Raw genomic sequence first — 24,289 nt, 5'->3', positions numbered from 1 at the left:
ACATTCACTCCTTATTAGTGCGGTGTAATAATCATTTGATGTTGCAGTTGGCGAATTGCCATGCGTGCTCTATTTAACTGCTCACGTTGCTCATCATTCGCATGTTGTTGCATCGTTTGTAAATCGTTATACGCTTGTTCTAATTGTAACTGCGCATCCGAATACTCCATCGTATTATAATGCTCTTGTCTCATACCTTGGTCTAATTGTTCTTTCGCATATTCCACTGCTTGTTCCGCTTGTGTAATATACGATTCAAGTGATTGACGCTCTGCCATAATTGTCCCTCCTTGCTTCAATTCCCCTTTAGTGTGTCCCTTCCATATGAACCTTATGAGTATGTTATAATGGATTTTGTTTCATTTTGACTCGGCTTAGGAGGGAAAGTAATGAAGGTTCAAAACCCTTTTCCATATACAAACGACAATAAACGTTATCATACATGGAATTACCATTTACGACATGAATTTGGTGAAAAAATCTTTAAAGTTTCATTAGATGCTGGCTTCGATTGCCCGAACCGTGACGGTACAGTTGCTTACGGTGGTTGTACATTTTGTAGTGCTGCCGGATCTGGTGACTTCGCTGGTGATCGCCGCGATGATGTTATAACGCAATATCATGAAATGAAAGAAAAAATGCGCTCAAAGTGGAAAGACGGAAAATGTATCGCTTATTTCCAAGCGTACACAAATACACATGCACCACTTGAAGTGTTAAAAGAAAAATTCGAACCGCTTCTAGCAGAAAAAGACGTTGTCGGTCTTTCTATCGCCACTCGTCCAGATTGCTTACCGGACGATGTCGTTGAATATTTAGCGGACTTAAATAAACGCACATACCTTTGGGTTGAACTCGGCTTACAAACTGTTCACGAACGAACTGCAAACCTTATTAATCGCGCTCACGATTACCCATCTTACGTGGAAGGTGTAAATAAATTACGTAAGCATGGCATTAGAGTTTGCTCTCATATTATTAACGGTCTTCCACTTGAAGATTACGACATGATGATGGAAACAGCTCGTGAAGTAGCAAAGCTTGACGTACAAGGAATTAAAATTCATTTACTTCACTTATTAAAAGGAACGCCAATGGTGAAGCAATATGAAAAAGGACAATTAGAATTCCTTTCTCTTGAAGATTACGTAAGTCTCGTTGTTGACCAACTTGAAATGATTCCAGAAGACGTAATTGTGCACCGCATCACAGGTGACGGTCCACCTGATTTAATGATTGGCCCAATGTGGAGCTTAAATAAATGGGAAGTATTAAATTCCATCGATGCAGAATTTGTACGCCGCGGAAGCTGGCAAGGAAAATATGCAAATGAGGAGAAACAACAATGAAATTAGAACGTGTATTACCGTTTGCTCGCACACTGCTGCAAACGGCAGTAAAAGAAGGCGATTACGCTGTAGATGCAACGCTCGGCAATGGACATGACACATGCTTCCTAGCTGAAATCGTTGGAGATAACGGAAAAGTATTTGGATTTGATATTCAAAAAGAAGCAATTGAAAGCTCTACTATCCGTCTAAAAGAAAAAGTGCTTTTTGAACGTACTGTTTTAGTTCACGATAGTCACGATACGCTTCTATCCGTACTACCAGAAGATGCAAAAGGAAAAGTAACAGGCGCTATCTTCAACTTAGGTTACCTTCCTGGTGGTGACAAGCATATCGTTACAAAACCGAACTCAACAATCTCGGCAATTGAACAATTACTAGAAGTAATGGCACCTGAAGGAATCATCGTCCTTGTCATTTACCACGGACACCCAGAAGGACAAGTAGAACGCGACGCTGTTCTCAAATTTGCAGAAGAACTCGACCAAAAACAAGCTCACGTACTACGATACGGCTTCATTAACCAGCAAAATAACCCACCATTTATTGTGGCGATTGAGAAGCGATAAAATATATCAACGATTTTTCAACTATATCTATCGTAACTCGTGATATATCAACGATTTTTTCGATATATCGACGATTCGACACACTATATCAACTTATCGACAAAACATAACAAAAAAAGACGTGCACTCATTGCACGTCTTTTTGTTATTCTCCTATATAATGGATGTATACAATATTTGAAGAAAGAAGGATAGAACTTTGCTAGTAGAACTAAGGGGAATTCAAAAGAAGTATGGCAAATCACTTATACTAGACAACATTGATTTATCCATTCCAGAAGGAGAAGCGCTCGCTATTATTGGCGGGAACGGGACTGGAAAAAGTACGCTACTCAAAATAATTGCAGGATTTATTTCACCTACAACAGGGACACTTCAAAGAAAAGAACATATACAAATTGGCTATGTACCTGAACATTTTCCTGAAGGGATTCGTTTTACATTAGAGGATTATTTATATCATCTCGGCCACATCCACGGTTTATCAACAAAATATTTAAAAGATAAAATTCCGATGCTTCTTGAATCTTTTCATTTACATCATGCAAGGCATTCCGTTGTACGAAACTTTTCAAAAGGTATGAAACAAAAAACAGGCATCTTGCAAGCATTACTTACAGATGTCCATTTATTAATTTTAGATGAACCACTTTCTGGGCTAGATCCTAACTCTCAGCAAGAACTAGAACATATTTTACTCTCATTAAAACAACACGGCATATCTATACTCTTCACATGTCACGAAAAACAACTACTAGAAAACTTCGCCGATAGAATTGTGACGTTAGCAAATCATACAATCACAGAAGATATGTCTGTGCAAAAAGTGGCAGAACAAGTCTATATTGAAGCAATCGTTCACGAAACGTTTTCAGCGATAGAACTACGGAAACAATTAGGTTTTATACACGTTACACACAATTCAAATCAAAACCTTATTCAATTACAGATCGAAAAAGAATATACAAACGAAATGCTTCAGTTTTTATTACATAAAAAAGCATCTATCACACTGCTACAACCTAACTTTTAAATCGAAAGAAGGTTTATTATGTTCGCGCTTATTCGTTACCATTTTCTCGACTATACAAAATCGTATAAGTACGTCCCTCCTATTGCGATGTACTTTGTGAGCTTACTTTTTGTATATACATATAAACCGACTCCTATTGTACCGACATACTTAGAAACAGCTCTCGCCCTTTATTTATTATCTGCCTGGATTACAATCACAATTTTTCATACTGAAGACCCTGTACAAGAACAAATTACTATTTCACACACAAATAACATTTCCACATTATACGTTGGTAAATATATTACAGCTCTTCTCATTTGTACTGTTTTATCTTTTATATCCGTAATCTACCCAATTTTTTTGCAAATGTTTAATGAAGAAATGACAGTTTCTTTATTTTTAGTCGGATTTCTCGCTCACATGTCTTTCTCTATACTAGGAATTTCAATCGCAACATTATGTACTAGAAATATGATTCAAAAAGCAGGCACTGCTTGGCTTAGCCTTACATTTATATTGCTTATAACGATTGCATCTATCCGGTTTAAAAAAGAGTTACTATGGTTTTTACCACCTGTCGAAAGCTTTCTAACGCTTGGACAATACAAATATAATATACTGACTCACACGCTATGGCTCACAGCTTGGACTATCATATATTCATTTTTATTATTTACCTTATTTCTTTTTATCGTTCGCAAAAAACGTTTTTAATTACATAGTAAAGGAGACGAAACAATGATTGGAATACTAGCAGGAATGGGGCCAAAATCAACTGGGCCATTCGTCGATACAGTTGTAGCAAGGTGCCAAACAATATACGGAGCAAAACATGATATGGACTTTCCCCATATGATGATTTATTCTTGTCCAACACCGTTTTATATGGATCGGCCTATTGATCACGAGGCGATGAAAAAAGCGATTATTGAAGGGGCACAAAAACTTGAAAGTACTGGCGTAAGCTTTATCGCTATGCCGTGCAATACAGCGCATCTTTATTTTGAAGAATTACAGCGATCTCTTTCTATTCCTATTTTGAATATAGTTGATGAGACGTTAAAAGCAATTCCTGAAAATACAAAAAGAGTTGCTCTTCTCGCAACAGAAGCAACTGTTCAAGCTGGGATTTACCAAGATGGGATTACAAAACGTAATATAGAATACATTCATCATGAAACATGGCAGGAAATGATTAATCAAATTATTACTTGGATTAAATCTGGAGAGAGTGAAGAAGCTCGCGAATTGTGGAATGCGCTCGTTTTACAGTTGGAAGATGAAGTAGATACTGCAATTATCGCATGTACCGATTTGAATGTGGTGGCGAGTGAGGATTTTGTTGATTCCTCTCAATGTCTTGCGAAAGCGGTTGTTAGGATGTATGTAGAAAATATAAGGGGGTCCAAATGAATATACCTTGCTGGCTATTGTTTTCAGAAAGATTATGTTGCTGCAGTAAGTTCATTAATTCACCTTTAGTTGTAAATCTCTCTTTATAACGTCCTTTGTATACACCGTTTTCAAAAGTAAATTGCGCTTCCAATTCAAAGAAAGGCGTTGGTTTAAAGTTTTTAATTTCCTGCTGTCGCTTGTTTATCAAACATAACGCAGGTGTTTATACTCGTATAAACACCTTGAATGCCTTTCTTACGTCAGTGTATATAACTTACTAGCATTCATTCCAATAATCCAATCGCTAATTTGATGTACTTGCACTTCAGCGAACATGCGCTCATAATCTGAACCAGGCTTTAAATTCTGAAAACCTTTTTTAATATCCTCTACTTCTAAACTATTGATCCACAAGCGGTTCTGTTTTTATTTGTACATCCTGCTTGTTGAATGAGTAACCTCGCAATTGCTTCACCCTCTCAAATTTAGTAAACTCCAACATAGCACCATGTTGGAGTTTTACTGCTACCTATTCATAGAACGCAACTTCCTAAGAACAACATACTATAGCATCATCAAATGCATCTTCTGGAACATACACCTTATTGCCCTCTACTTTATATGGAATATTGTTTCTTTCAAATCTTTCTGTGTCAACAGTTTCTACAGTGTCGCCCCATTTCACATATTTTCCTTTGTATTCTTTTTGACAAGCAGACAATATGAATAAAATAGCTAGACAAAAAATCAGTATTAAATTCTTTTTCAAAATCTTTGTCTCCTTTTTTATGCAAATATGTATTTTCAAGGTGTTAATTTAAAGAATATCACTAAGTAAAATATAAAGACAATACTATAGGATACTTACTTCTTCTCACATTCATTCTGTGCATTACTTACCAGTAACACCATTTGTCGCCACTAATTGATTATTAACTATTCGTGCTAAAGAACCTTTACTCACTCTTTCTCTCATGTAACTGCTATATTTTGACGTAGTCCAATAATAATTATTCATTGCTACAGATCTTCCAAACCAATTGTTATGAAGATCCATTTCTTTATCAATACCAACAGAATATTGTTCATGAGCATCAGTCCAAGCTTTTGCTCTTTCTTCGCCATATACAGCACCACTAGAACCACCCATGTTCAGAACTAAAATCGCATTCCAATAAGCATGTCTAAACGCATCACCATTTCCCTTAGTAAGTTGATCACCACCATAATATTTCTTCGCTTCATTAAGAGCATCAATTGAACATCCTCCATAAGTTACGAATTCAATAGGATGCCTCTTTGCTAACGAAATTTCCGCTTCTGTTAAATCAGGCATTCCTGGTATATCGTAACCATATAAACTAGGGGATTTTGCTGTGCTATTTTTTATCTTGTCACTAGCAATTTGATTCAATTCAGGCTACAAAAAGGAAATGAAGAGCTAATTCATTCAACTAAGCTTTGCATTGCGTATTGTATGTCTCGCTGATAAAAATCCCCAAAACTTTTAACTTTCTTCACAATTCTTTCAAAGTATCCACACTTAATCTCGCTATATTAAATAAGTAGTTATTCATATAGGGAAGGTTAGGGGAACAAAGAGTATGAAAGTAAATCGTTCGCTTCATTACATTTTTTGGCGTTGGCATTTTTATGCTGGGCTTTTTATTACTCCGCTTCTTATTACATTGTCACTGAGCGGGATTGGGTATTTATTTCGTGAAGAGGTTGAAGATTTCATCTATAAAGATTTATATTTTGGGAAGAGCGCCCAAACAGAATCTATTTCGATGGCTGATTCGCTTTTCTTAACAGAGAAAAAATATCCACATTATAGTGTGGCGAAAATTAGTGAGTTTAATGGGGATTATAATACGAGGCTTACTATTGCAAATGAATATACTGGGCAACAAAAATATGTGTATTTAGATAGCAATAATCAAATTGTTGGGGATCAAAACGCAAGTGAAACGTTTGCCAATATAATGCGGGAATTACATAGTTCTCTTTTAGTTGGTGGTACTGTCGTCAACTACATTGTAGAGCTAGCAGCATGCTGGACAATCTTTTTAATTGCAACTGGGCTGTATATGAGTATACGCCAGTTCAAAAACACACCGGCATCCAATAAGCGAGAAAAAGCAAAACGACGTCATTCTATTATCGGTATTATATTTACAATTCCACTCGTTCTGCTAGTCGCATCTGGATTGCCGTGGTCAGGATTTATGGGTAACCAAATTTATAAAATTGCATCGTCGAATGAATCGCTCGGATACCCAAAATTGTATATGGCGCCGCCTGAATCGAAGGTAAAAGAATTGCCATGGGCAACTAGAAAAGAAGCTCCTCCTGAATCAAATTCAAATGAACCGAAAGCAATTTCTGTCGATGAATTACAAAAAGGAATTGAAATAAAGAAACCGTATGTTATTTCACTACCAGCTGATTCGAAAGGTGTATTCACTGTTTCGAAATCAAGCGGTTCTGGCATTACAGGTATGCACGTCGCACCAAATGAAGAAATAACAGCTTATTTTGATCAATATAGCGGAAAACTTATTTCCAAAACGGACTATCGTGATTATGGATTATTTGCACAATGGTTCACTTACGGTATCCCGCTTCACGAAGGACATTTATTCGGATGGCCAAATAAAATATTATGCTTACTAACGACATTATCTTTATTACTTCTTATTTATTACGGAATAAAAATGTGGTTAGCAAGAAAGCCGAAAGGAAAATTAGCAGCACCGCCAAAACAAAGAGATAAAAAAAGCATAATCGTTTTCTTTATCATGATGGTTATACTAGGCGCTGTCATGCCTTTATTCGGACTATCTGTATTAGTGATTTTTGCGATTGAACTTCTTATATATGTATTTTCAAAAATACGATCATAATGAAAAGAAAACCACTCTACATGAGTGGTTTTCTTCATCACTGCGCTGTTTTCTTTCGGTACATCTTCCCGTTCCAATAGAAGAATCGTGAAGTAAGCCCTCCGTATTTTACAATGCGCCGTGCCATTTTGTGCATATTCTTTTGTGCTGATACTTTTTGATCTGATAAATAAATACCAAGTAATCCTCGGCTTATGAGACGATGAAACTTCGCATGAGGTAAATCACCAATGCTCTTCTCTGCTTCTTCTACAAAATGTTTCATACGATCTAATATCGCTTGCTCGTTTTCATAATAACTACAGAAATTCAAATCCCCGCCGGCGCGGTCTTCTTCTTGATCGATGAAATAATCAAGTAAAATGTGAAGTCCTTGTACGTATGGGAAGTATCCTTGTCTAATTTTCGCAATATCTTCATCATGTAATTCATCATGAAATGCATATGCGACAAGACAGAAGATTCCAAGTGTAGAACCGGCACATGCTGAAAATTCAAACCAGCTCATTTCAGGTAAATTTTCTTTATGTGCTTCAAACCATTTTTGTAAGCGTGGTTCTCTTTCTTCTAACTTCACGTGTTTATGAATTTGCAAATCACAATAATAACAAGCAAGTTCATGAAGAACAGGAGCAATTTTGTCATAGTGCTTCGTTTTCTTTAAAACATCTTGGCATGTTTCAACAAGTTCATCTAAATAACCACCATCGTCTTGATCATCACGATAGCGATAATAATTACCGCCACCTTCTACTTCAGGTGATAATGCCATTAACATAGATTCATGCAGTGCGGCAAAATCATTCGGATCAAGTGATGTACTGCGGTCACATAAATTATCTAAATAATCGCTGATTGTTTGATACGCTACGATAAAACGAATGCATTCCTCTCGGTGCTCATTTGCTAACAGTGCTAAAATACCACCGCCTTCGCAATGAAACGTTTTATTCTCAATACTTGCGATTGCCTGACTATGAAGCTCATCATTCGGAATATGGTAGGCACGCTCTTTCCACACCGCTAGCTCATGGTGTACTACCGGAAACACATCACGGTATACTTTCGCCATGAGCGTTATGGGATTACTCGGTACGTTCACTTCTTCCTTCATCTCCTCTATTCAATGTACAAATAATTTACTTATTTGTTTCTATTATGTTATTGATGCGTATTTCAGTAAATGACTGAATATAATTCAAAATTTCATCACGCTCATACTCATTTAATAACTCGTGATAACAATTCGGCCATTCTTTAAAAGCCTTATCACTCATTTTAACATTATCAAACCACATGCGGACACGTATTTTATCTACAAGTTTATCCTCACACGCCTGCATTAGCAATAGCGGAACATCTGGAAAATCATCTATTTTTTTATGAGCAATTTCGATAGACTTAATCAATTCACTATACCAACGTACTGATACTTTGCGCAAGAACAATGAATCATTCTCCATTGCGTCCCGAACTTCATGATTACGAGTGGACATTTCCACTGTAAGATTCGTTGCAAATTGCAATTTTGGTGCAACAACATTTAATATTTTTGAGGCAACTTGAAGCGGTGCTGAAGGTCCAGCTACTAAGCCTAAACATGGCGAACTTAAAATAATGCCGTCTACATCTTCTCTCTTCGTTTCTTGCATCATACGAATGACAATAAGACCACCCATACTATGACCAAATATAAAAATAGGTAACCTATACTTTCTTGCCTCTTTCACCCACAATTTAACTTCCTCTATGTATTCATCAAATGAATCAATATGTCCTCTATTTCTCGAAGTCGTTCCATGTGACGGAAGGTCCCCCATTACGACGTGGTAGCCGATATGATTCCACATTTCCGCAACGGCTTCATAACGTCCGTGATATTCCATTGCGCCGTGCACGATAACAACGACAGCTTTCGCTTCCTCTGCTTCATAATTCCACATACGGACCTCCTCCATTTCACTCTTTCTCATAATTTGATACACTGAAACTAGTCTCTAGGAAAGGAAGACTTTACATGATATATCCTTACAAAGAAAAAAATCCGAAAATTGCGAGTAGTGCTTTTGTCGCTGATTATGTTACGATTACAGGCGACGTTTCCATTGGTGAAGAATCAAGTATTTGGTTTAATACAGTCATACGCGGTGATGTTTCATCAACAATCATTGGAGATCGAGTAAATGTACAAGACCAATGTACACTCCACCAAAGCCCACAGTACCCTCTTATTTTAGAAGACGACGTGACCATTGGGCATCAAGTTATTTTACATAGCTGTCATATTAAAAAAGATGCTTTAATTGGAATGGGATCTATTATATTAGATGGTGCTGAAATTGGCGAAGGAGCCTTTATCGGTGCTGGAAGCCTCGTTTCACAAGGAAAGAAAATCCCGCCAAACACGTTAGCGTTCGGTCGACCAGCTAAAGTCGTTCGTGAATTAACAGAAGAAGACCGTAAAGACATGGAGCGAATTCGCACACAATATGTTGAAAAAGGTCAGTATTATAAATCATTACAGAAGTAACTTTTCCAGCTGCCATTAAAGTGGCAGCTTTTTATATAAAAACTAACTTTTTCTTTACAAAACATTATTACTCCCTCAATAAAATCTTATTAAAATAAAAGCTAATATCTCCATATATATGTAAACGAGGGAGGAGAATTTTCATGAAGGTCAGTGGACTGTATAAAATAGAATGTTACATTTTCAAAGGAATTAACCGATACTTTGATCAAAAAACATTAAATATCTTTTTCAGCAATATTACTCATATCGGTGGTGCTACTTTCTCAATCGCACTCACACTTTTCTTTTTAATTTTTGCAAAAGGGACTTTGCATCAAGCTGCAATCGCAACTGCTATTTCTTTAGCAATTAGCCATATTCCTGTGCAAATATTAAAAAGATGGTATCCGCGAAAACGCCCTTATTTAACAATTCAGGATGCGAAATATCCAGTCCATCCATTAAAAGACCACTCTTTCCCGTCTGGTCATACAACAGCCGTTTTCTCTGTCCTTATTCCATTTATTTGCTATAATCCAAGCATATTTGCTTTTCTATTACCGTTAGCATTATGCGTTGGTATTTCTCGCATTTATTTAGGGCTTCACTATCCGTCTGATGTATTCGTCGGTATGTGCCTCGGCACTTGCTCTGGCATCATCTCTTTTTATCAATTCATCCCACTTTTCACATAAAGGAGTGATATGATGAGAGTCGCCATTTTTACCGATACTTTTACGCCACAAGTTAACGGGGTTGCGAAAACGTTAGAGCGATTAACACGTTACTTTCAGAAAGAACAGATCGCCTATTCTGTTTTCGCCCCTCAGCATACAGCTGAAGATAATTTCATAGCTAATGTGAACAAGATGAGAAGTATCCCGTTAACAATATTATATCCAGAATGCCGCTTTTCTTTTCCTACTCCGCGCATTAAACGAGAACTTCTTTCCTTTAAACCTGACATTATTCACATTGCCACACCTTTCAATATGGGACTTTGTGGATTGTATTATGCAAAAAAGTTAAACATCCCAGTTGTCGGTTCTTATCATACTGATTTCGATGCTTATTTACGCTATTACAAAATTGAATTTCTCTCTAATATGCTTTGGAACTATTTAAAATGGTTTCATAGTCACATGCAAAAAAATTTCGTTCCTTCTTTTGAAACGTTACACCAACTAAAAAATAAAGGCTTTCAGGCCCTCTCCATATGGGGACGGGGTGTAGATTGCACACTCTTTCATCCATCTTACAATACAGACCTATTCCGAAAAAAATATAATATTACAGCAAAGTATGTCCTTTCCTATGTTGGACGGATTGCCCCTGAAAAAGATATTGATACGTTGCAAAATATTATCGCTAAAACAGCGCATACTCGAAACGACATTCATTGGCTCATTGCAGGAGACGGTCCTCTAGCAACAAATTTACGTGAAGCTGTTCCGAAAACAAATATCACTTTTACTGGATATTTACAAGGTAAGGATTTAGCTGAAGCATATGCTTGTTCTAACATCATGGTATTTCCATCCGCTACTGAAACGTTCGGAAATGTCGTACTGGAATCACTTGCATGTGGTACACCTGTCATTGGTGCAAATAGTGGCGGGGTTAAAAATATTATTACAGATGGAAAAACGGGATTTCTTTGCCCACCAAAACATGCGGATGCATTTCTATCATCCATCCATTCTTTATTGCAAAATGAAGAAAAACTTGAGCAGATGGGAATAGCAGCTTCATCTTATGCGAAATCAAAAAGCTGGGATGAGATCTTTCGTGGCTTACTTAACCAATATGAAGAAGTCCTTCAGCATAACGCATCAGAGTTGCTTGCTTAAATAGAAAAACTCCCTTCAAAACGAAGGGAGTTTATTACACAGTTGTAAAGTTTACTTAAATGAATGATACACAAGGTGAAATATCATATTATTTCTATATTCATTATAACAAAAACAAACATAAACAAACAGACTTGTAATAAAAACCCATAAAAATTAATATATGGTTGTACGCTATTTTAACTGTATAGTGATTTTAAGAATTCCCCTTAAAATCAACTTACTCACATACCTTTATACAGTAATTGTTCCCCAATTTCTGTATATCAAAAAACCTTTCATTCATTTGAAAGGTCTTTTTGAGCCTGCACATATTCTTCTTTCGTATTCACATTCATAAACCAATCCGCATTCGCTTGTACATCTTCTCCAGCAACATATTTCACATTACATTGTGATAAAAATTGGCCCATACTTCTTTTTTCATCCTGTAGCAAAGCATAAATCTTTTCTTTCACACGGTTATGATATGCTGCAAGTAATGGTTGTTTTCTTCCATTAATAATAGGTACAACTGCATCATATTCATCACTCGTTTGTTCTAATAAAATGGTAAACCATTCATACGAAACATTTGGCGCATCACATGGCATAATAGCGTACCAATCTGCTTCTATATATTCCATTCCTGCTACAATCCCAGCAAGTGGTCCGTTTCCTTTATAGTGCGGAATATCTTCTATAACAGGAACTTGTACGAGTTGCTCTACTCGCTCTTTTATATCAGAATGACTAATGACTACAACCTCTTGGAGCGTCCTTGTCATCACTTTCAAAATATGCTCAATAAACGTACTCCCTTGCCAGCTCGCTAACGCTTTCGGCTCACCGAATCTACTCGACATACCGCCCGCTAATACAATTCCAGCCCATTTACTCATTGGCGATGCAGCTCAAATGTAATATGACCTAATTCTGGTAAAATTAGCTTATTCATCGCAAGGCGAACTGCTCCACTAGATCCTGGCATTGAAAAGACAACTTTGCGCCCAATTGTACCACCGATCGCTCTACTTAACATTGCGCTGCTTCCGATATCTTCTAAATAACTAATCATGCGGAACAACTCACCAAACCCGACAATTTCTTTATCTAATAACGCTGATACTGCTTCAATCGTCACATCACGCTTCGTAATACCAGTTCCGCCATTTGTTAACACAACATCAACATCTTCTCTATGATAACCAGCTAACACTGCTTGCTGAATACTTTCTTTATCATCTTTTACAATTTCATAAGAGGTCACTGTATGCCCTGCCTCTTTTAACAATTCATGTAATAGTTGTCCACTCTTATCTGTCTCTTCCGTACGTGTATCGGAAATCGTCACGATTTTGCAGCGCACTTCTTTTGGCGCTTGTTTTTTATGTTCAGTTACGCTCATTTTTTATCTTTCCTTTCATTTTCTTGTAAAATTATGTATGAAGCAAAGAATTTAACATGATACAATATAAGTATATTTATCCATATAAAGGATCTTTACATGATTCAAAATATAAAACGATACGTACCCATTATACCATTCCTAATTATATTATCCCTTTTTCAATGTATCGCTTACGAATTCGATATTAACTTTTTAAATTTGCATGTACTTTTTCCTGATGGTGGTATTCGTTACTATTTGACTAGCACATTAATTCCTCTCACACTTGCCTATATAATAGATTTTATTTTTAAACGTTCTATCTCTAAATAAGGAGGTCTACATATTATGGAACTTTATAAAAAATTAACAACAACATTTATCCTCTTATTTGTCGCTTCAATCACTGTCGGCTTTTCCTTAAAAAGCGCAATCCCATACGCTACATTAGTAAGTATTATATTCGCAACACTATTTTTACTCAGCAGTGCCTTTTGCGCGGGTAAAGCACGTCAAATGAAAGGGTGATTACATATGTTCCAGAAGAAACCAATCCTTTGTAAATCATGTGAAAAAGAAATACAAACGTATGAAAAAGCATGGATTCATATGCCCTTTCCAGCAAGTGGTATGACTAATATGAAAAAGTATATTGAGCTAGACGGCGAAGTGTATTGTAGCTCATGCATTCAAATTAGAAGTAAAACAAAATAAAAAAAGCTTTGCGCTCACCGCGCAAAGCTTTTTTTCATATATTATAGACCAGCTTGCTCTTTTAAAGCTGCAGCTTTGTCTGTACGTTCCCATGTTAGGTCTACATCAGTACGTCCGAAGTGGCCGTAAGCTGCTGTTTGTTTGTAAATTGGGCGACGTAAGTCTAGCATTTTAATAATACCAGCTGGGCGAAGATCGAAGTTGTTACGAACTAGTTCTACTAGTACGTCTTCAGATACTTTACCAGTCCCGAATGTATCAACTGAAATTGATACTGGTTGTGCTACACCAATTGCGTATGCAAGTTGTACTTCTGCTTTGTCAGCAAGACCAGCTGCTACGATGTTTTTCGCAACATAACGAGCTGCATATGCTGCAGAACGGTCAACTTTCGTTGCATCTTTACCAGAGAATGCACCGCCACCGTGGCGAGCGTATCCACCGTAAGTATCAACGATGATTTTACGTCCTGTTAAACCAGCATCACCTTGTGGTCCACCAATTACGAAGCGGCCAGTTGGGTTAATGAAGAATTTCGTTTCTCCATCCATTAATTCTGCTGGAACTACAGCTTTAATTACATGCTCTTTTAAATCGCGATCGATTTCTTCCCATGTAACATCTGGATGATGCTGTGTAGAAATTACGATTGTATCTACACGTACAGGTTTACCATTTTCATCATACTCAACTGTAACTTGCGTTTTTCCATCCGGACGTAAGTATGATAATGTGTCATCTTTACGTACTTCAGTTAAACGGCGAGCTAATTTGTGAGCAAGCGAGATTGGAAGTGGCATTAATTCTTGTGTTTCATTACATGCGAAGCCAAACATTAAACCTTGGTCTCCCGCACCAATTGCCTCAATCTCAGCGTCAGTCATTAGACCTTCGCGTGCTTCTAGCGCTTGGTCAACACCCATAGCGATGTCAGCAGATTGCTCATCGATAGATGTTAAAACTGCACAAGTTTCTGCATCGAATCCGTATTTTGCGCGTGTGTAACCAATGCCTTGAATTGTTTCACGAACGATTTTTGGAATATCTACGTAAGTAGAAGTCGTAATTTCCCCCGCTACCAATACTAAACCAGTTGTTACAGTTGTTTCACAAGCTACACGTGCATTTGCGTCCTTTGATAAGATCGCATCTAAAATTGAATCAGAAATTTGGTCACAAATTTTATCTGGATGTCCTTCAGTTACAGACTCAGATGTGAACAGATGACGTTTTTTTGTCATGTGGTAAACCTCCCTACAGTAATTGTATATATTGTACGGAACTCATCCTTAATTTGCCACAAACTGCGACATACATTTATTCTCCCACACAAGCATACAGAAAAACCTTTCCTACTTTACATAGAGGAAAGGTTTAATTTGCTACTTGCATACTGCTTTTTGCCCTTTGCTCTTATCGTTCGAGACCGTTAGCCTCGCACAGGTTTTAGCACCTATTCACCTGTATTTACCACTACAAGTGAGGTTGCTGGGCTTCATCGGGCCTGTCCCTCCGCCAGCTCGGGATAAGAGAGTATCCGTCCCAACCTATACTAAAGAAATGATATTCATTTGTCAATTAATATTCACATTTTCCTGAAAGTTTTTCTCAATACGCCTGGAATGAAATATTAATAAGGAAATAATACATTCACACAAACAAAAAGAAATAAATAGTATACATTATTTATATAATTGTGTTATACTCTTGTTGGGGATTACGAGAAATATTTCATTAAATGAAAAGGATGGTATATAAATATGAGTACTGTGAATGTCCAAATTGGTTTACACGAATTATTGAACGGAAGCAATGCACAGATTCAACTAAGTGTTCCGCAATTAGTGGAAAAAGTATTAATGCGAAATGAAGGGAAATTAACTTCTACTGGTGCCGTTTCTGCTTCAACAGGAAAATATACAGGACGTTCTCCTAAAGATAAATTTATTGTGAAAGAAGCATCGGTTGCTGACAAAATTGCTTGGGGAGCAGTGAATCAGCCGATCTCTGAAGAACATTTTAATAAATTATATACTAAAGTTTTAGAATACTTAAAAGAAAAAGAAGAGTTATTCGTCTTCAATGGATTTGCAGGTGCTGACCGCAATTACCGCCTACCAATTCAAGTTATTAACGAATATGCATGGCACAATTTATTTGTACATCAATTATTCATTCGTCCAACTGAAGAAGAATTAACAACTCATGAATCAGAGTTCACAATTGTTTCTGCACCGAATTTCAAAGCTGATCCAGCTGTTGACGGTACAAACTCTGAAGCATTCATTATGGTTTCATTCGAAAAACGTATCGTACTAATTGGTGGTACAGAATACGCTGGAGAAATGAAAAAATCAATCTTCTCTATTATGAACTTCTTACTACCTGAACAAGATATTCTTTCTATGCATTGCTCTGCAAACGTAGGTGAAGAAGGCGACGTAGCACTATTCTTCGGTTTATCTGGAACAGGTAAGACAACATTATCTGCTGATCCACACCGTAAATTAATCGGTGATGATGAGCATGGTTGGTCTGATAACGGTGTATTCAATATTGAAGGCGGTTGCTACGCAAAATGTGTAAACCTTTCTCACGAGAAAGAACCACAAATTTTCGATGCAATCAAATTTGGATCTGTTTTAGAAAACGTTATCATTAATAACCAAACGCGTATCGCAGACTATAACGATACTACTTTAACAGAAAATACTCGTGCTGCATACCCTATGCATGCGATCGACAATATCGTACTGCCAAGTGTTGCTGGACACCCAAATACAATCATTTTCTTAACTGCTGATGCATCTGGCGTATTGCCTCCAATCAGTAAGTTATCAAAAGAACAAGCTATGTATCATTTCTTAAGTGGTTACACTAGTAAACTAGCAGGAACAGAGCGCGGCGTTACATCTCCGCAAGCAACATTCTCAACTTGCTTCGGTTCACCATTCTTACCACTTGATGCATCTCGCTATGCTGAAATGCTTGGTGAAAAAATCGAGAAACACGATGCGAAAGTATTCTTAGTAAACACTGGCTGGACTGGTGGCGAATACGGCGTTGGTAAACGTATGAACTTAGGTTACACTCGTGCAATGATTCAAGCAGCATTAAGCGGCGAACTTGCGAAAACTGAAACAGCTAAACATGACATCTTCGGTCTTGAAGTTCCACTTCACGTACCAGGTGTACCTGACGAAGTGTTAATGCCTGAACAAACTTGGGCTGATAAAGCTGCTTATAAAGAGAAAGCAATCGAACTTGCAAGCGAATTCAAAGAGAACTTCAAAAAGTTCGACAGCGTTTCTGAAGATATTATTAACTTAGGCGGTCCAATCGCTTAAGTACAAAATTTCTGTTGGAATACCCCTTTTACTCATATGAATAAGTGTCGTGTAACCGTAAAGTTCCGCGTACTCACCGACAAAACCCAATGCGGCTTAACGGTTATACACACTTACATAAAAAAGAAGCTTACGTTTTTAACGTAAGCTTCTTTCTATATCTTCTCTCTTCATCTGTGACTTAGTTCGTAAAATTACAGAAAATTCACTTTATAATCATTCATTATTATTTTTTTATGATACAATTTACATATGCAGGAAAGGATGAGGCCTATGAAAAATTTTTCTCGTACAGGAAAAATTTTATTCAGTTACGGAGCGATCCAAATGTTTTGGGGACTTGTGATGCTTAATGTTAATTTATTTGAGCATACAAGTGAAACGATAAAATATATTATTCTAATTACTGGAATAATTTGTTGTATTATATCCACCTTTTTTAAAAAACATAAGAGTCATACTAATACGTGATTTCATGTTAGCTTATAGGAAGCAGAAACCTGTATTTTATGCAAAATTATGCTTCCTATTGTAACTACCCCTCGCCGGTCCCTCTATTCCATCTAAAAAGAGGCTTTTTATCTTTTTAGCTCTTTGTTAATTCTTCCTCATCTTTCATACTATAGTAGCCTAAATTCACAACGATTAAGAAATAACCACCCAGAATCCCTACTGCAAATGCCCACATAACCATGTGGTGCTCAATTTCGTACATAATAACAGCGCCCAAAATGGCAGCTGCAAAACGATTAAACATACCGAGCGTCGGTGCTTTCGTTTTCTTTACGATACTATCTCCAAGCTTCTCAATTCGTCTCCCTAAAAGCCAAACACAATACATACTTACGATAAGTCCAATTCCAGCACCTAGAAAATGAGCTGAAAACGGTGTTAACATCCAGCCTAGTAAAAGAAAACCTAGTAAATAATACGATTGAATTTTAAACGATCTTAATGACATACTAATCATGCTGCTGTTCTCCTCTTCAGTAATTTTTATCTATCCAACAAAAAACTTCTTTCAAGTTTATACTACTGACATCCATTTCACTCAAATAAAAAACAACATAAACAGTATGTTTATGTTGTTTGAATGTTTTCAGGAAATAATATTATACAAGATTTCAAACATCATATTCTCATAATTTGTGACGTTTTTCCAAACATTTTTCGTCCATTTATGAAAAAAGTGATATCAATTTCTGAACATACGGATATGATGTAATAAGTACACAAATAAAGGGGGCGTCTAATGATTTATTTTTTAATGGCTCTCATTCACCTCATTATTCCTGCACTTATTGGACTTTCATTGTATTGGTACACGAAAAATCATAGTATTTTCTACGCTGTCCTCGGTGTTCTTCTTCCAGGTATTATTCTTATCACACTCTTCCGTATTCCATTTTTAAACTTAATTCCACTTATTACTGCTATCTTATTTCTCGTCTTCTTACCAAAAATAAAAAAATAGGAAAGCAGATCATAGATGATCTGTTTTCCTATTTTGATATAGGTTCCCTCGCAGTAGAATGAATTTTTACTTTCTCCGATTTCACAAACCATAGACCGAAGAAAATAATAATTCCACCGATTATTTGTTGAAATGATACATATTCATTTGCCCATACAGCTGCAAATAAAACAGCTACAAGTGGCGTTATATACATATATACCATCGTATGTGATGCGCCAATTTTTTGAATACCAACATACCACATCACTAAACCAAATACTGTTACAAAGAAAATGGAATATAGTAAAGCGAATAGTGTCATTCCATGTGTAATGTGAAATGGCATTATAAATACATGTGGTCCACTTAACAATAAAAGCGGAATCGCGCCAACTAATGCTGACCATGCGGTAACACGTAGTGCTGAATATTTTTTAATTAATGGACCTGCTAAAACAGGATAAAGCCCCCAGCATATTGATGTAATAAGTCCAATTCCGTTACCATAAAAAGAACTAGCAAGCGAATGCCCTGCTACTAAAACTAATGCAGCACCACCAAAGGCAATTATAGAACCGATGAGCTTTCGAGAAGAAAACTTTTCTTGTTTCAAAAAAATAGCAAATACAGTTGTAAAAATAGGTGAAATAGAAATGAGTAAAGAGGCATTTGTAGCGGATGTATATTGGACAGTTTCCATAAATAACGTTTGATACAGTACAATACCTACAACACTAACGATGATTAATCTAGGTATATCCTTTCGTTCCATATAAACCGAATTTTCAATAAAAAATGTAAGGAGTAACATAAGCGGTGCCGCCGATATCATCCGAAGTGCAGTAAACTCAATTGCTGTAAATTCTAAAAGTCCATATTTCGCAATCGTAAAATTAATCCCCCAAATAATAACGACACTTAAAATTAATAACTCCATCCCCCATTTTCTCATGCGTATCCCCTCCGCAAATAAAATTATACAGAAAATTCAATCACATGTACATTTCATTATGTGAAAAAAATCTTTGTATTGTATGAACGTTTTGATACATGAAATTATATCAGCGATTTTCTGAATATATCGGCGATTTTTTAAATATATCGACTTACCAACAAAAAACGACAATAATAGCGACTTATACAATAAAAAAGGTGGTTCCAAAATACGTTTTGGAACCACCTTTTCTTTACTACACTCGAACGTGTAACTTCATATTTGGATTATAAAATTGGCTCGGGCTCTTCAGCTGAAAAGTCCCTCCACCTTCATGCCAATCAACTGTTAATTTATCATCCATAAATACAAGCTTTGTGCGATCTGCGATAAAGCTAAACCGGCTTGATTCGATATCCACATCGCGCTCATCTTTTTCTGCTACAGCTACTAAATCGATAATTCCGCTCATTACACAACCGCAACCTTCATTATCGTAAAATAACTTTATATATTTCGCCTCATTTGGAATCGTATCCATAATTTTTTTATATGCTGCTTCTGTTACAGTAACGTACATATTCTAAACTTCATCCTCTCTTCTCGTATCCTTCATATATTGTACCACCATTTTTCTTTAAAAATATATACAGAAAATTACGACTAATATACAATATATGTAATAAAGGAGGTTGTATCACTCATGTTCAAATTACTGCGATACCCCATCTTCTTAGGCCTACTCGGTAGCTTTTTTATTTCTAGCGGAATGGTATTACAACATATACTTCCTTATTCTCCTTCTATTGGTTGGATTGTAGGATTTATTTGTTTCCTATCTGCTTCCTACCTTGCTATGAAAGAATAAGAATCACTTTAAGATTTATTTGCAGCTTAATTTTGACTTAGGTGTTACTTTCGGCCCATAAGAGAAACGTTGGCTCTATAACGATTCAACTCTCCTCTCTATTTTAAAATCTATACACAATACGATTGAACACACAAAAATATAGAATTCATAATATGTATATAGTGGTTCTATTTTTAAAACTAGTTTTTCAAAATATAGAAAGGAGAACATACATGTACCCACGTAATTGTGTTAGTTGCGACGGCAGACGCAATAGTAGTTCTAACGGAAACACCGGGCCCACTGGTAGCACCGGACCTACTGGAAACACTGGCTCTGCCGGCATCACTGGACCTTCCGGGAACACCGGACCCACTGGTAGTACTGGACCTACTGGCTCTGTTGGGCCTTCCGGAGCTGGTTTCCAAAGTACTACCGCCTTTAGTCTAGCAGCCGCTCCCACCTATAAAAAAGGACAAGTTGTCACTTATACGAGCAGCGGCTATGTTGTAAAAAAAGATGCACCTCAAGGATTTCCGAATGTATCTCCAGATTATATCGTATTAGTAGAAAGTGGACCTACTGGTAGTACTGGACCTACTGGCATTACCGGGCCTACTGGCATTACTGGATTTCGGGGTTACTGGCATTACTGGTTCTACTGGCATTACCGGGCCTACTGGCATTACCGGGCCTACTGGCATTACCGGGCCTACTGGCATTACCGGGCCTACTGGCATTACCGGGGCATTACCGGGCCTACTGGAACTGCAGGTAGTGCATCAGCAAAAAGTATTGTTTTTCAAGGAACAAATGCTGGTTTTCAACGTATAGCAGGTTCTCCTGGCATTGACTCCAACGTTATTCCATATGTCACTGCTGGGACCGGTAGCATAGTTGGGTTTGCTGCGTCTATAAATGTAAATAACTTACCTGCTGCTGTTTATACGATTGATATTTGCAGGAATGTCCCGACAAACCTCACTGCCCCCACTTCTAGTTACATCCTATCTACTATTACCTTAACTATTACTGACAAAATCACCGGAACTATAATATTTTCCATTAAACCGACGGATACTGGAGCAGGACAAATTCAAGTGTTTAATCCTAATCCAGCAGTAGGTCCCGCTACTGTAACTTGGACTAGCATTACAACTGGAAACTCAGTTTCGAGAGGAGATGCTATATCCCTTTATATTAACCCTGGAATTACTGCCAGTGCTGTATATTCTATTTTTCTAATCACTGATATATAGTTCCCTCTTAAAAGTCGTTTATTTAACAAAAAGGAGATCACTCTCAAATAAGTAATCTCCCTTTTAAAAATAGTTTTTCATGATATCGGCAATATAACCTTCACAGTCGTTCCAATCCCAACTTCACTTTCAAAACTCATTTTACCGTTGTGGTCTTTAATAATTTTTTCTGTAACTACTAAACCTAAACCTGTTCCCGTTTCTTTTGTTGTGTAAAAAGCTTCATTTAGCTTCGGAATTTTGTCTTTTGGAATACCGCAACCTTCATCCTTAACTTGAACAATGATTGCATCTTCTACAGTCACTTTAATCGTAATCGTTCCGCCAACTGACATTGCTTCAATCGCATTTTTAATTAAATTAAAAAATACTTGCTTTAATCGTTTTTCATCGCATGTAATCGATGGTATGTCTTTACTATAAATACCTTGTATGTGCACTCCTTGCTTTAAAGCAGGCTTTCCCATAACTCGAATAACATAAGCGATAATTTCTTCTATATTATGAACTTCTGATTCTAGTGATTTAGATTTCTCAAATCCACTAAGTTCTGTAGCGATTGTATGAATTCGCTCTACTTCTTGTTTCATAATATCACTATATATTTTATCCTCAGGATATTTATTTGCTTGCTTATTAACAAATTTATCTAAATTAGCTAGAGGTCTTCTAATTTTGTAACCAATAACTGTAGCCATTTTCCCAACAGTTGCTAGCTTTTCTGTTTGTTGTATTTCTTTATCCATCATCTCAAGCGTACGAACGTAAGATTGAAACCTTAAAAACATAATCCAACATATGATAGTAAATACGCTATATAATGCCATCGGGATTAAAACGAGTGACGAGTGAATAAAGATTCCTATAAGAGCATATTTTCCAACAAGTATGCTCGGAACTAACAAAAAATATCTTTTGTTTACAAAGAGTGGGGCAAATAAAATAAAAAATCCTTCTACTATATTCCCACCATCAAACTCAGCATCACTACCATAGTAAATCATAAAATTATGGATAAAATCTAATAGGTTATATCCAATTAGAATAATATATTTCACTGCAAATAGATTCTTCCATTTCATGAAGTATACTCCAATACAAAACAAAATCACCATCAGAAAATACAGCCATAAACCTAAACCATCTTCAAATTTTCCTACTCCTTCTTGCCCGCCCCCTATTAAAGGTACAATAAATTCGTAGGCAAGATCGTACACAAAAAATATAATGAAAAATAAACTTAAAAATATTTTCAATGCCTTCATTTCTTCATGTTTAAATATATCGTCTTTATTCATATCGTAACTCCTAGCTTTTCTCCTTCTTGGATTTCACTATTTCCACGCTTTTTTGGGAGAATGATGTCTATTCTAGTTCCAATATCTCTTTCACTTGAAATATGTAATTCACCAAGATGCTGCTCGGTAACAAGCCGATTCGCTACCGTAAGTCCCAGGCCAATTTTATCTTGTTTCGTTGTATAAAAGGCTTCTGTAACACGAGCTAAATTTTCTTTCTTAATACCGTAACCATTATCAATTACACTTAGCATTACATAATCTTGTCCTTTGTTTTCTAACCGTAACTCTAATGTGCCACCTTGCTCCATTGCCTCCAGAGCATTTTTTATGACATATAGAAAGACTCCTCTTATTTTCCGCTCATCACATTCAACTTCTATCGTCTTTTCTTCCACATTAGAAATAAACTGGACGCTAGATTCATTCATTTTTTCGCGAACAATTTTTACTGCTTGTAATGCAATTTCACCTATATTATATTTCTTATAAATAGGGAGTTTACATGTAGCAACTTCCATCAATTCACTTATCATATTATTCATATTTTCTATTTCAAAAATCATCTGTTCGTAAATAGGATCCTCCCCATGCTTCTCTCGTTGTAATTGCGTAAACCCTTTTAATGAAGCAAGTGGATTTTTAATTTCATGTCCCACTGTCGCTGCCATTTTTCCGATTACTGCTAATTTTTGTGATTCACTAGCAATCTTAATACTTTCCTTTACCGCTGAAAGGTATTGTATAAATCGATTTAAAATGATGTATGCCGCTATTAATACGAGTGTATACATAATGAGGAACATAAATCCTTTTACTTCCTTTAATACGAATAAATAAATAACATATTTCCCTACAATTGTCGAAAGTACAAACACAAAATATTTTTTATTTAAAAATATAGGTACAAAGAAGATGAAAATAATTTCTATTATATTTACTCCATCAAATGCCGCCTCATTATAAAGCATATACGAAAGTATATTAACGATTTCTATTCCTATGTATGCAAATACACATGCATATTTAACAAGGTTCGCTTTCTCTTTTTTTATTAAATATACATTCACACTGAGTATTGCAGTTCCGCAAATAACTTGCCATAGTATGCTATGTCCCCTATCCGTTAATGATTTATTTTCTAATACGATTGCATAGAAAATTTGGTATGAAACAACAATGACATATAGCACCCATAAAAAAATTTTTGCATTCCTTTCTTCTTCTTTATATGATAGAAAACTTCCTTTCACTTCAACACCCCTTCAAAATAATATCTCGAAGAATACCATTTATTATAATAAATGATTTTCATAGACAAACAAAGATAAATCGAACATTTGAGGAAAATCATCCCAATAAAGCAAAGTATCTTCAGGCTATATAAGCATAAAAGCTATAAACAATAATACGTATATTATGGGAGGTGTTTTATGTGGACGGCAAAAAAAATAAAAAAACAG

At 36.3% G+C, this 24,289-nt stretch carries 29 protein-coding genes, 1 pseudogene and 1 riboswitch; of the genes and pseudogenes, 16 read left to right on the top strand and 14 right to left on the bottom strand.

The genetic code is table 11. The annotated features are described in order from the left end of the window. Window positions 1–14: 14 nt before the first annotated feature. A complete protein-coding gene (locus DN394_RS13600) occupies window positions 15–278 on the bottom strand; it encodes a YtzC family protein (RefSeq protein WP_000840869.1) in 264 nt (87 codons plus the stop codon). A gap of 111 nt (window positions 279–389) precedes the next feature. On the opposite strand from DN394_RS13600, the gene mnmL reads away from it, so the two are divergent. From mnmL to DN394_RS13575, 5 genes are all read left to right on the top strand, one after another. Beyond that, window positions 390–1,349, top strand: a complete 960-nt coding sequence (gene mnmL / locus DN394_RS13595; protein WP_149293880.1) for a tRNA modification radical SAM protein MnmL/YtqA — start codon at window positions 390–392, stop codon at window positions 1,347–1,349. Further along, a complete protein-coding gene (mnmM, locus tag DN394_RS13590) occupies window positions 1,346–1,918 on the top strand; it encodes a tRNA 5-(aminomethyl)-2-thiouridylate-methyltransferase MnmM (RefSeq protein ID WP_149293879.1) in 573 nt (190 codons plus the stop codon). The genes mnmL and mnmM overlap by 4 nt, the downstream gene beginning before the upstream one ends. A gap of 199 nt (window positions 1,919–2,117) precedes the next feature. Continuing rightward, entirely contained in the window at window positions 2,118–2,951 is an 834-nt protein-coding gene (locus DN394_RS13585; protein ID WP_149293878.1) for an ABC transporter ATP-binding protein, read from the top strand. Window positions 2,952–2,969: 18 nt separating this feature from the next. Further along, a complete protein-coding gene (locus DN394_RS13580; protein ID WP_149293877.1) occupies window positions 2,970–3,650 on the top strand; it encodes an ABC transporter permease in 681 nt (226 codons plus the stop codon). A gap of 24 nt (window positions 3,651–3,674) precedes the next feature. Beyond that, a complete protein-coding gene (locus tag DN394_RS13575) occupies window positions 3,675–4,349 on the top strand; it encodes an aspartate/glutamate racemase family protein (protein ID WP_149293876.1) in 675 nt (224 codons plus the stop codon). Between the two features lies 1 nt (window position 4,350). Here DN394_RS13575 and DN394_RS13570 read toward each other — a convergent pair. The 3 genes and pseudogenes from DN394_RS13570 to DN394_RS29400 form a co-directional block, all read right to left on the bottom strand. After that, window positions 4,351–4,798 (bottom strand): annotated as a pseudogene (locus DN394_RS13570) (DNA topoisomerase); the annotation flags it as partial. 83 nt (window positions 4,799–4,881) lie between these two features. Beyond that, window positions 4,882–5,100, bottom strand: a complete 219-nt coding sequence (locus DN394_RS13565) for a hypothetical protein (RefSeq protein WP_000739867.1) — start codon at window positions 5,098–5,100, stop codon at window positions 4,882–4,884. 123 nt (window positions 5,101–5,223) lie between these two features. Beyond that, a complete protein-coding gene (locus tag DN394_RS29400; protein WP_434087825.1) occupies window positions 5,224–5,736 on the bottom strand; it encodes a DUF6973 domain-containing protein in 513 nt (170 codons plus the stop codon). 199 nt (window positions 5,737–5,935) lie between these two features. On the opposite strand from DN394_RS29400, the gene DN394_RS13550 reads away from it, so the two are divergent. Beyond that, a complete protein-coding gene (locus DN394_RS13550; protein WP_098084975.1) occupies window positions 5,936–7,237 on the top strand; it encodes a PepSY-associated TM helix domain-containing protein in 1,302 nt (433 codons plus the stop codon). 37 nt (window positions 7,238–7,274) lie between these two features. Here the strand turns inward: DN394_RS13550 and DN394_RS13545 are convergent, their stop codons facing one another. Next, window positions 7,275–8,339 (bottom strand): tetraprenyl-beta-curcumene synthase family protein, encoded by a 1,065-nt coding sequence (locus tag DN394_RS13545; protein WP_141475398.1) that lies wholly within the window; start codon window positions 8,337–8,339, stop codon window positions 7,275–7,277. A gap of 37 nt (window positions 8,340–8,376) precedes the next feature. Continuing rightward, window positions 8,377–9,180 carry an alpha/beta hydrolase gene (locus tag DN394_RS13540; protein WP_097906679.1) on the bottom strand — a complete coding sequence of 268 codons (804 nt, stop codon included), beginning with the start codon at window positions 9,178–9,180 and terminating at the stop codon, window positions 8,377–8,379. 74 nt (window positions 9,181–9,254) lie between these two features. On the opposite strand from DN394_RS13540, the gene DN394_RS13535 reads away from it, so the two are divergent. From DN394_RS13535 to DN394_RS13525, 3 genes are all read left to right on the top strand, one after another. Beyond that, a complete protein-coding gene (locus tag DN394_RS13535; RefSeq protein WP_149293875.1) occupies window positions 9,255–9,767 on the top strand; it encodes a gamma carbonic anhydrase in 513 nt (170 codons plus the stop codon). A 143-nt stretch (window positions 9,768–9,910) separates the two neighbouring features. Then, window positions 9,911–10,444, top strand: coding sequence for a phosphatase PAP2 family protein (locus tag DN394_RS13530; protein ID WP_000868583.1), 534 nt, complete (start codon window positions 9,911–9,913; stop codon window positions 10,442–10,444). A 12-nt stretch (window positions 10,445–10,456) separates the two neighbouring features. Continuing rightward, window positions 10,457–11,599 carry a glycosyltransferase family 4 protein gene (locus DN394_RS13525; RefSeq protein WP_097994809.1) on the top strand — a complete coding sequence of 381 codons (1,143 nt, stop codon included), beginning with the start codon at window positions 10,457–10,459 and terminating at the stop codon, window positions 11,597–11,599. Between the two features lie 278 nt (window positions 11,600–11,877). Here DN394_RS13525 and DN394_RS13520 read toward each other — a convergent pair whose 3' ends face one another. Together DN394_RS13520 and DN394_RS13515 are read right to left on the bottom strand one after the other, a co-directional pair. After that, the gene (locus DN394_RS13520) at window positions 11,878–12,480 is read right to left on the bottom strand and encodes a molybdenum cofactor guanylyltransferase (RefSeq protein ID WP_046958670.1); all 603 of its coding nucleotides are present in this window, start codon (window positions 12,478–12,480) and stop codon (window positions 11,878–11,880) included. Further along, window positions 12,477–12,986, bottom strand: a complete 510-nt coding sequence (locus DN394_RS13515) for a MogA/MoaB family molybdenum cofactor biosynthesis protein (RefSeq protein WP_000117133.1) — start codon at window positions 12,984–12,986, stop codon at window positions 12,477–12,479. Before DN394_RS13515 ends, DN394_RS13520 begins: the two co-directional genes overlap by 4 nt. A 330-nt stretch (window positions 12,987–13,316) precedes the next feature. Here DN394_RS13515 and DN394_RS13505 point away from each other — a divergent pair, with 330 nt between their 5' ends. Continuing rightward, window positions 13,317–13,496, top strand: a complete 180-nt coding sequence (locus tag DN394_RS13505; protein ID WP_000424811.1) for a hypothetical protein — start codon at window positions 13,317–13,319, stop codon at window positions 13,494–13,496. A 6-nt stretch (window positions 13,497–13,502) separates the two neighbouring features. Beyond that, window positions 13,503–13,682: a hypothetical protein gene (locus DN394_RS13500; RefSeq protein WP_000486782.1), complete on the top strand. Its 180-nt coding sequence runs from the start codon at window positions 13,503–13,505 to the stop codon at window positions 13,680–13,682. Between the two features lie 41 nt (window positions 13,683–13,723). On the opposite strand, the gene metK is transcribed toward DN394_RS13500, so the two are convergent. Continuing rightward, window positions 13,724–14,923: a methionine adenosyltransferase gene (metK, locus tag DN394_RS13495; RefSeq protein WP_000163113.1), complete on the bottom strand. Its 1,200-nt coding sequence runs from the start codon at window positions 14,921–14,923 to the stop codon at window positions 13,724–13,726. Between the two features lie 169 nt (window positions 14,924–15,092). After that, window positions 15,093–15,214, bottom strand: a riboswitch (SAM riboswitch). A gap of 228 nt (window positions 15,215–15,442) precedes the next feature. Between metK and pckA the strand changes: the two genes are divergently transcribed. Both pckA and DN394_RS13485 read left to right on the top strand, forming a co-directional pair. Further along, window positions 15,443–17,029, top strand: coding sequence for a phosphoenolpyruvate carboxykinase (ATP) (pckA, locus tag DN394_RS13490; RefSeq protein ID WP_088080086.1), 1,587 nt, complete (start codon window positions 15,443–15,445; stop codon window positions 17,027–17,029). Window positions 17,030–17,302: 273 nt separating this feature from the next. Further along, window positions 17,303–17,500, top strand: coding sequence for a hypothetical protein (locus DN394_RS13485; RefSeq protein ID WP_000788114.1), 198 nt, complete (start codon window positions 17,303–17,305; stop codon window positions 17,498–17,500). Between the two features lie 115 nt (window positions 17,501–17,615). Here DN394_RS13485 and DN394_RS13480 read toward each other — a convergent pair whose 3' ends face one another. Continuing rightward, window positions 17,616–17,999 carry an ATP synthase subunit I gene (locus DN394_RS13480; protein ID WP_000624934.1) on the bottom strand — a complete coding sequence of 128 codons (384 nt, stop codon included), beginning with the start codon at window positions 17,997–17,999 and terminating at the stop codon, window positions 17,616–17,618. Between the two features lie 282 nt (window positions 18,000–18,281). Here DN394_RS13480 and DN394_RS13475 point away from each other — a divergent pair, with 282 nt between their 5' ends. Beyond that, window positions 18,282–18,503, top strand: a complete 222-nt coding sequence (locus tag DN394_RS13475; protein ID WP_000639043.1) for a hypothetical protein — start codon at window positions 18,282–18,284, stop codon at window positions 18,501–18,503. A gap of 28 nt (window positions 18,504–18,531) precedes the next feature. Here the strand turns inward: DN394_RS13475 and DN394_RS13470 are convergent, their stop codons facing one another. Continuing rightward, window positions 18,532–19,437 (bottom strand): DMT family transporter, encoded by a 906-nt coding sequence (locus tag DN394_RS13470; protein ID WP_098092410.1) that lies wholly within the window; start codon window positions 19,435–19,437, stop codon window positions 18,532–18,534. Between the two features lie 238 nt (window positions 19,438–19,675). Then, window positions 19,676–19,999, bottom strand: coding sequence for an iron-sulfur cluster biosynthesis family protein (locus DN394_RS13465; RefSeq protein WP_046958666.1), 324 nt, complete (start codon window positions 19,997–19,999; stop codon window positions 19,676–19,678). A 123-nt stretch (window positions 20,000–20,122) separates the two neighbouring features. On the opposite strand from DN394_RS13465, the gene DN394_RS28970 reads away from it, so the two are divergent. Together DN394_RS28970 and DN394_RS13460 are read left to right on the top strand one after the other, a co-directional pair. Continuing rightward, window positions 20,123–20,287, top strand: a complete 165-nt coding sequence (locus tag DN394_RS28970) for a hypothetical protein (RefSeq protein WP_046958665.1) — start codon at window positions 20,123–20,125, stop codon at window positions 20,285–20,287. A 215-nt stretch (window positions 20,288–20,502) separates the two neighbouring features. Next, window positions 20,503–21,528: a collagen-like domain-containing protein gene (locus DN394_RS13460; RefSeq protein WP_179953648.1), complete on the top strand. Its 1,026-nt coding sequence runs from the start codon at window positions 20,503–20,505 to the stop codon at window positions 21,526–21,528. Window positions 21,529–21,605: 77 nt separating this feature from the next. Here DN394_RS13460 and DN394_RS13455 read toward each other — a convergent pair whose 3' ends face one another. Together DN394_RS13455 and DN394_RS13450 are read right to left on the bottom strand one after the other, a co-directional pair. Beyond that, a complete protein-coding gene (locus DN394_RS13455; protein WP_001030578.1) occupies window positions 21,606–22,826 on the bottom strand; it encodes an ATP-binding protein in 1,221 nt (406 codons plus the stop codon). Next, complete coding sequence (locus DN394_RS13450; RefSeq protein WP_048565809.1) at window positions 22,823–24,079, bottom strand: ATP-binding protein; 1,257 nt, start codon at window positions 24,077–24,079, stop codon at window positions 22,823–22,825. Before DN394_RS13450 ends, DN394_RS13455 begins: the two co-directional genes overlap by 4 nt. Window positions 24,080–24,289: the final 210 nt, after the last annotated feature.

The sequence above is a fragment of the Bacillus sp. BB081 genome, assembly GCF_008368895.1.
In the GTDB taxonomy this organism is placed as follows: Bacteria; Bacillota; Bacilli; order Bacillales; family Bacillaceae_G; genus Bacillus_A; species Bacillus_A wiedmannii.
This window is presented reverse-complemented; position numbering and strand designations above follow the sequence as displayed.

Coding starts and splice junctions, on each gene's coding strand:
- DN394_RS13600 (WP_000840869.1), bottom strand. CDS start 278: ATGGCAGAGCGTCAATCACTTGAATCGTATATTACACAAGCGGAACAA.
- mnmL (WP_149293880.1), top strand. CDS start 390: ATGAAGGTTCAAAACCCTTTTCCATATACAAACGACAATAAACGTTAT.
- mnmM (WP_149293879.1), top strand. CDS start 1,346: ATGAAATTAGAACGTGTATTACCGTTTGCTCGCACACTGCTGCAAACG.
- DN394_RS13580 (WP_149293877.1), top strand. CDS start 2,970: ATGTTCGCGCTTATTCGTTACCATTTTCTCGACTATACAAAATCGTAT.
- DN394_RS13575 (WP_149293876.1), top strand. CDS start 3,675: ATGATTGGAATACTAGCAGGAATGGGGCCAAAATCAACTGGGCCATTC.
- DN394_RS13550 (WP_098084975.1), top strand. CDS start 5,936: ATGAAAGTAAATCGTTCGCTTCATTACATTTTTTGGCGTTGGCATTTT.
- DN394_RS13540 (WP_097906679.1), bottom strand. CDS start 9,180: ATGTGGAATTATGAAGCAGAGGAAGCGAAAGCTGTCGTTGTTATCGTG.
- DN394_RS13535 (WP_149293875.1), top strand. CDS start 9,255: ATGATATATCCTTACAAAGAAAAAAATCCGAAAATTGCGAGTAGTGCT.
- DN394_RS13530 (WP_000868583.1), top strand. CDS start 9,911: ATGAAGGTCAGTGGACTGTATAAAATAGAATGTTACATTTTCAAAGGA.
- DN394_RS13525 (WP_097994809.1), top strand. CDS start 10,457: ATGAGAGTCGCCATTTTTACCGATACTTTTACGCCACAAGTTAACGGG.
- DN394_RS13520 (WP_046958670.1), bottom strand. CDS start 12,480: ATGAGTAAATGGGCTGGAATTGTATTAGCGGGCGGTATGTCGAGTAGA.
- DN394_RS13515 (WP_000117133.1), bottom strand. CDS start 12,986: ATGAGCGTAACTGAACATAAAAAACAAGCGCCAAAAGAAGTGCGCTGC.
- DN394_RS13505 (WP_000424811.1), top strand. CDS start 13,317: ATGGAACTTTATAAAAAATTAACAACAACATTTATCCTCTTATTTGTC.
- DN394_RS13500 (WP_000486782.1), top strand. CDS start 13,503: ATGTTCCAGAAGAAACCAATCCTTTGTAAATCATGTGAAAAAGAAATA.
- metK (WP_000163113.1), bottom strand. CDS start 14,923: ATGACAAAAAAACGTCATCTGTTCACATCTGAGTCTGTAACTGAAGGA.
- pckA (WP_088080086.1), top strand. CDS start 15,443: ATGAGTACTGTGAATGTCCAAATTGGTTTACACGAATTATTGAACGGA.
- DN394_RS13485 (WP_000788114.1), top strand. CDS start 17,303: ATGAAAAATTTTTCTCGTACAGGAAAAATTTTATTCAGTTACGGAGCG.
- DN394_RS13480 (WP_000624934.1), bottom strand. CDS start 17,999: ATGATTAGTATGTCATTAAGATCGTTTAAAATTCAATCGTATTATTTA.
- DN394_RS13475 (WP_000639043.1), top strand. CDS start 18,282: ATGATTTATTTTTTAATGGCTCTCATTCACCTCATTATTCCTGCACTT.
- DN394_RS13470 (WP_098092410.1), bottom strand. CDS start 19,437: ATGAGAAAATGGGGGATGGAGTTATTAATTTTAAGTGTCGTTATTATT.
- DN394_RS13465 (WP_046958666.1), bottom strand. CDS start 19,999: ATGTACGTTACTGTAACAGAAGCAGCATATAAAAAAATTATGGATACG.
- DN394_RS28970 (WP_046958665.1), top strand. CDS start 20,123: ATGTTCAAATTACTGCGATACCCCATCTTCTTAGGCCTACTCGGTAGC.
- DN394_RS13460 (WP_179953648.1), top strand. CDS start 20,503: ATGTACCCACGTAATTGTGTTAGTTGCGACGGCAGACGCAATAGTAGT.
- DN394_RS13455 (WP_001030578.1), bottom strand. CDS start 22,826: ATGAATAAAGACGATATATTTAAACATGAAGAAATGAAGGCATTGAAA.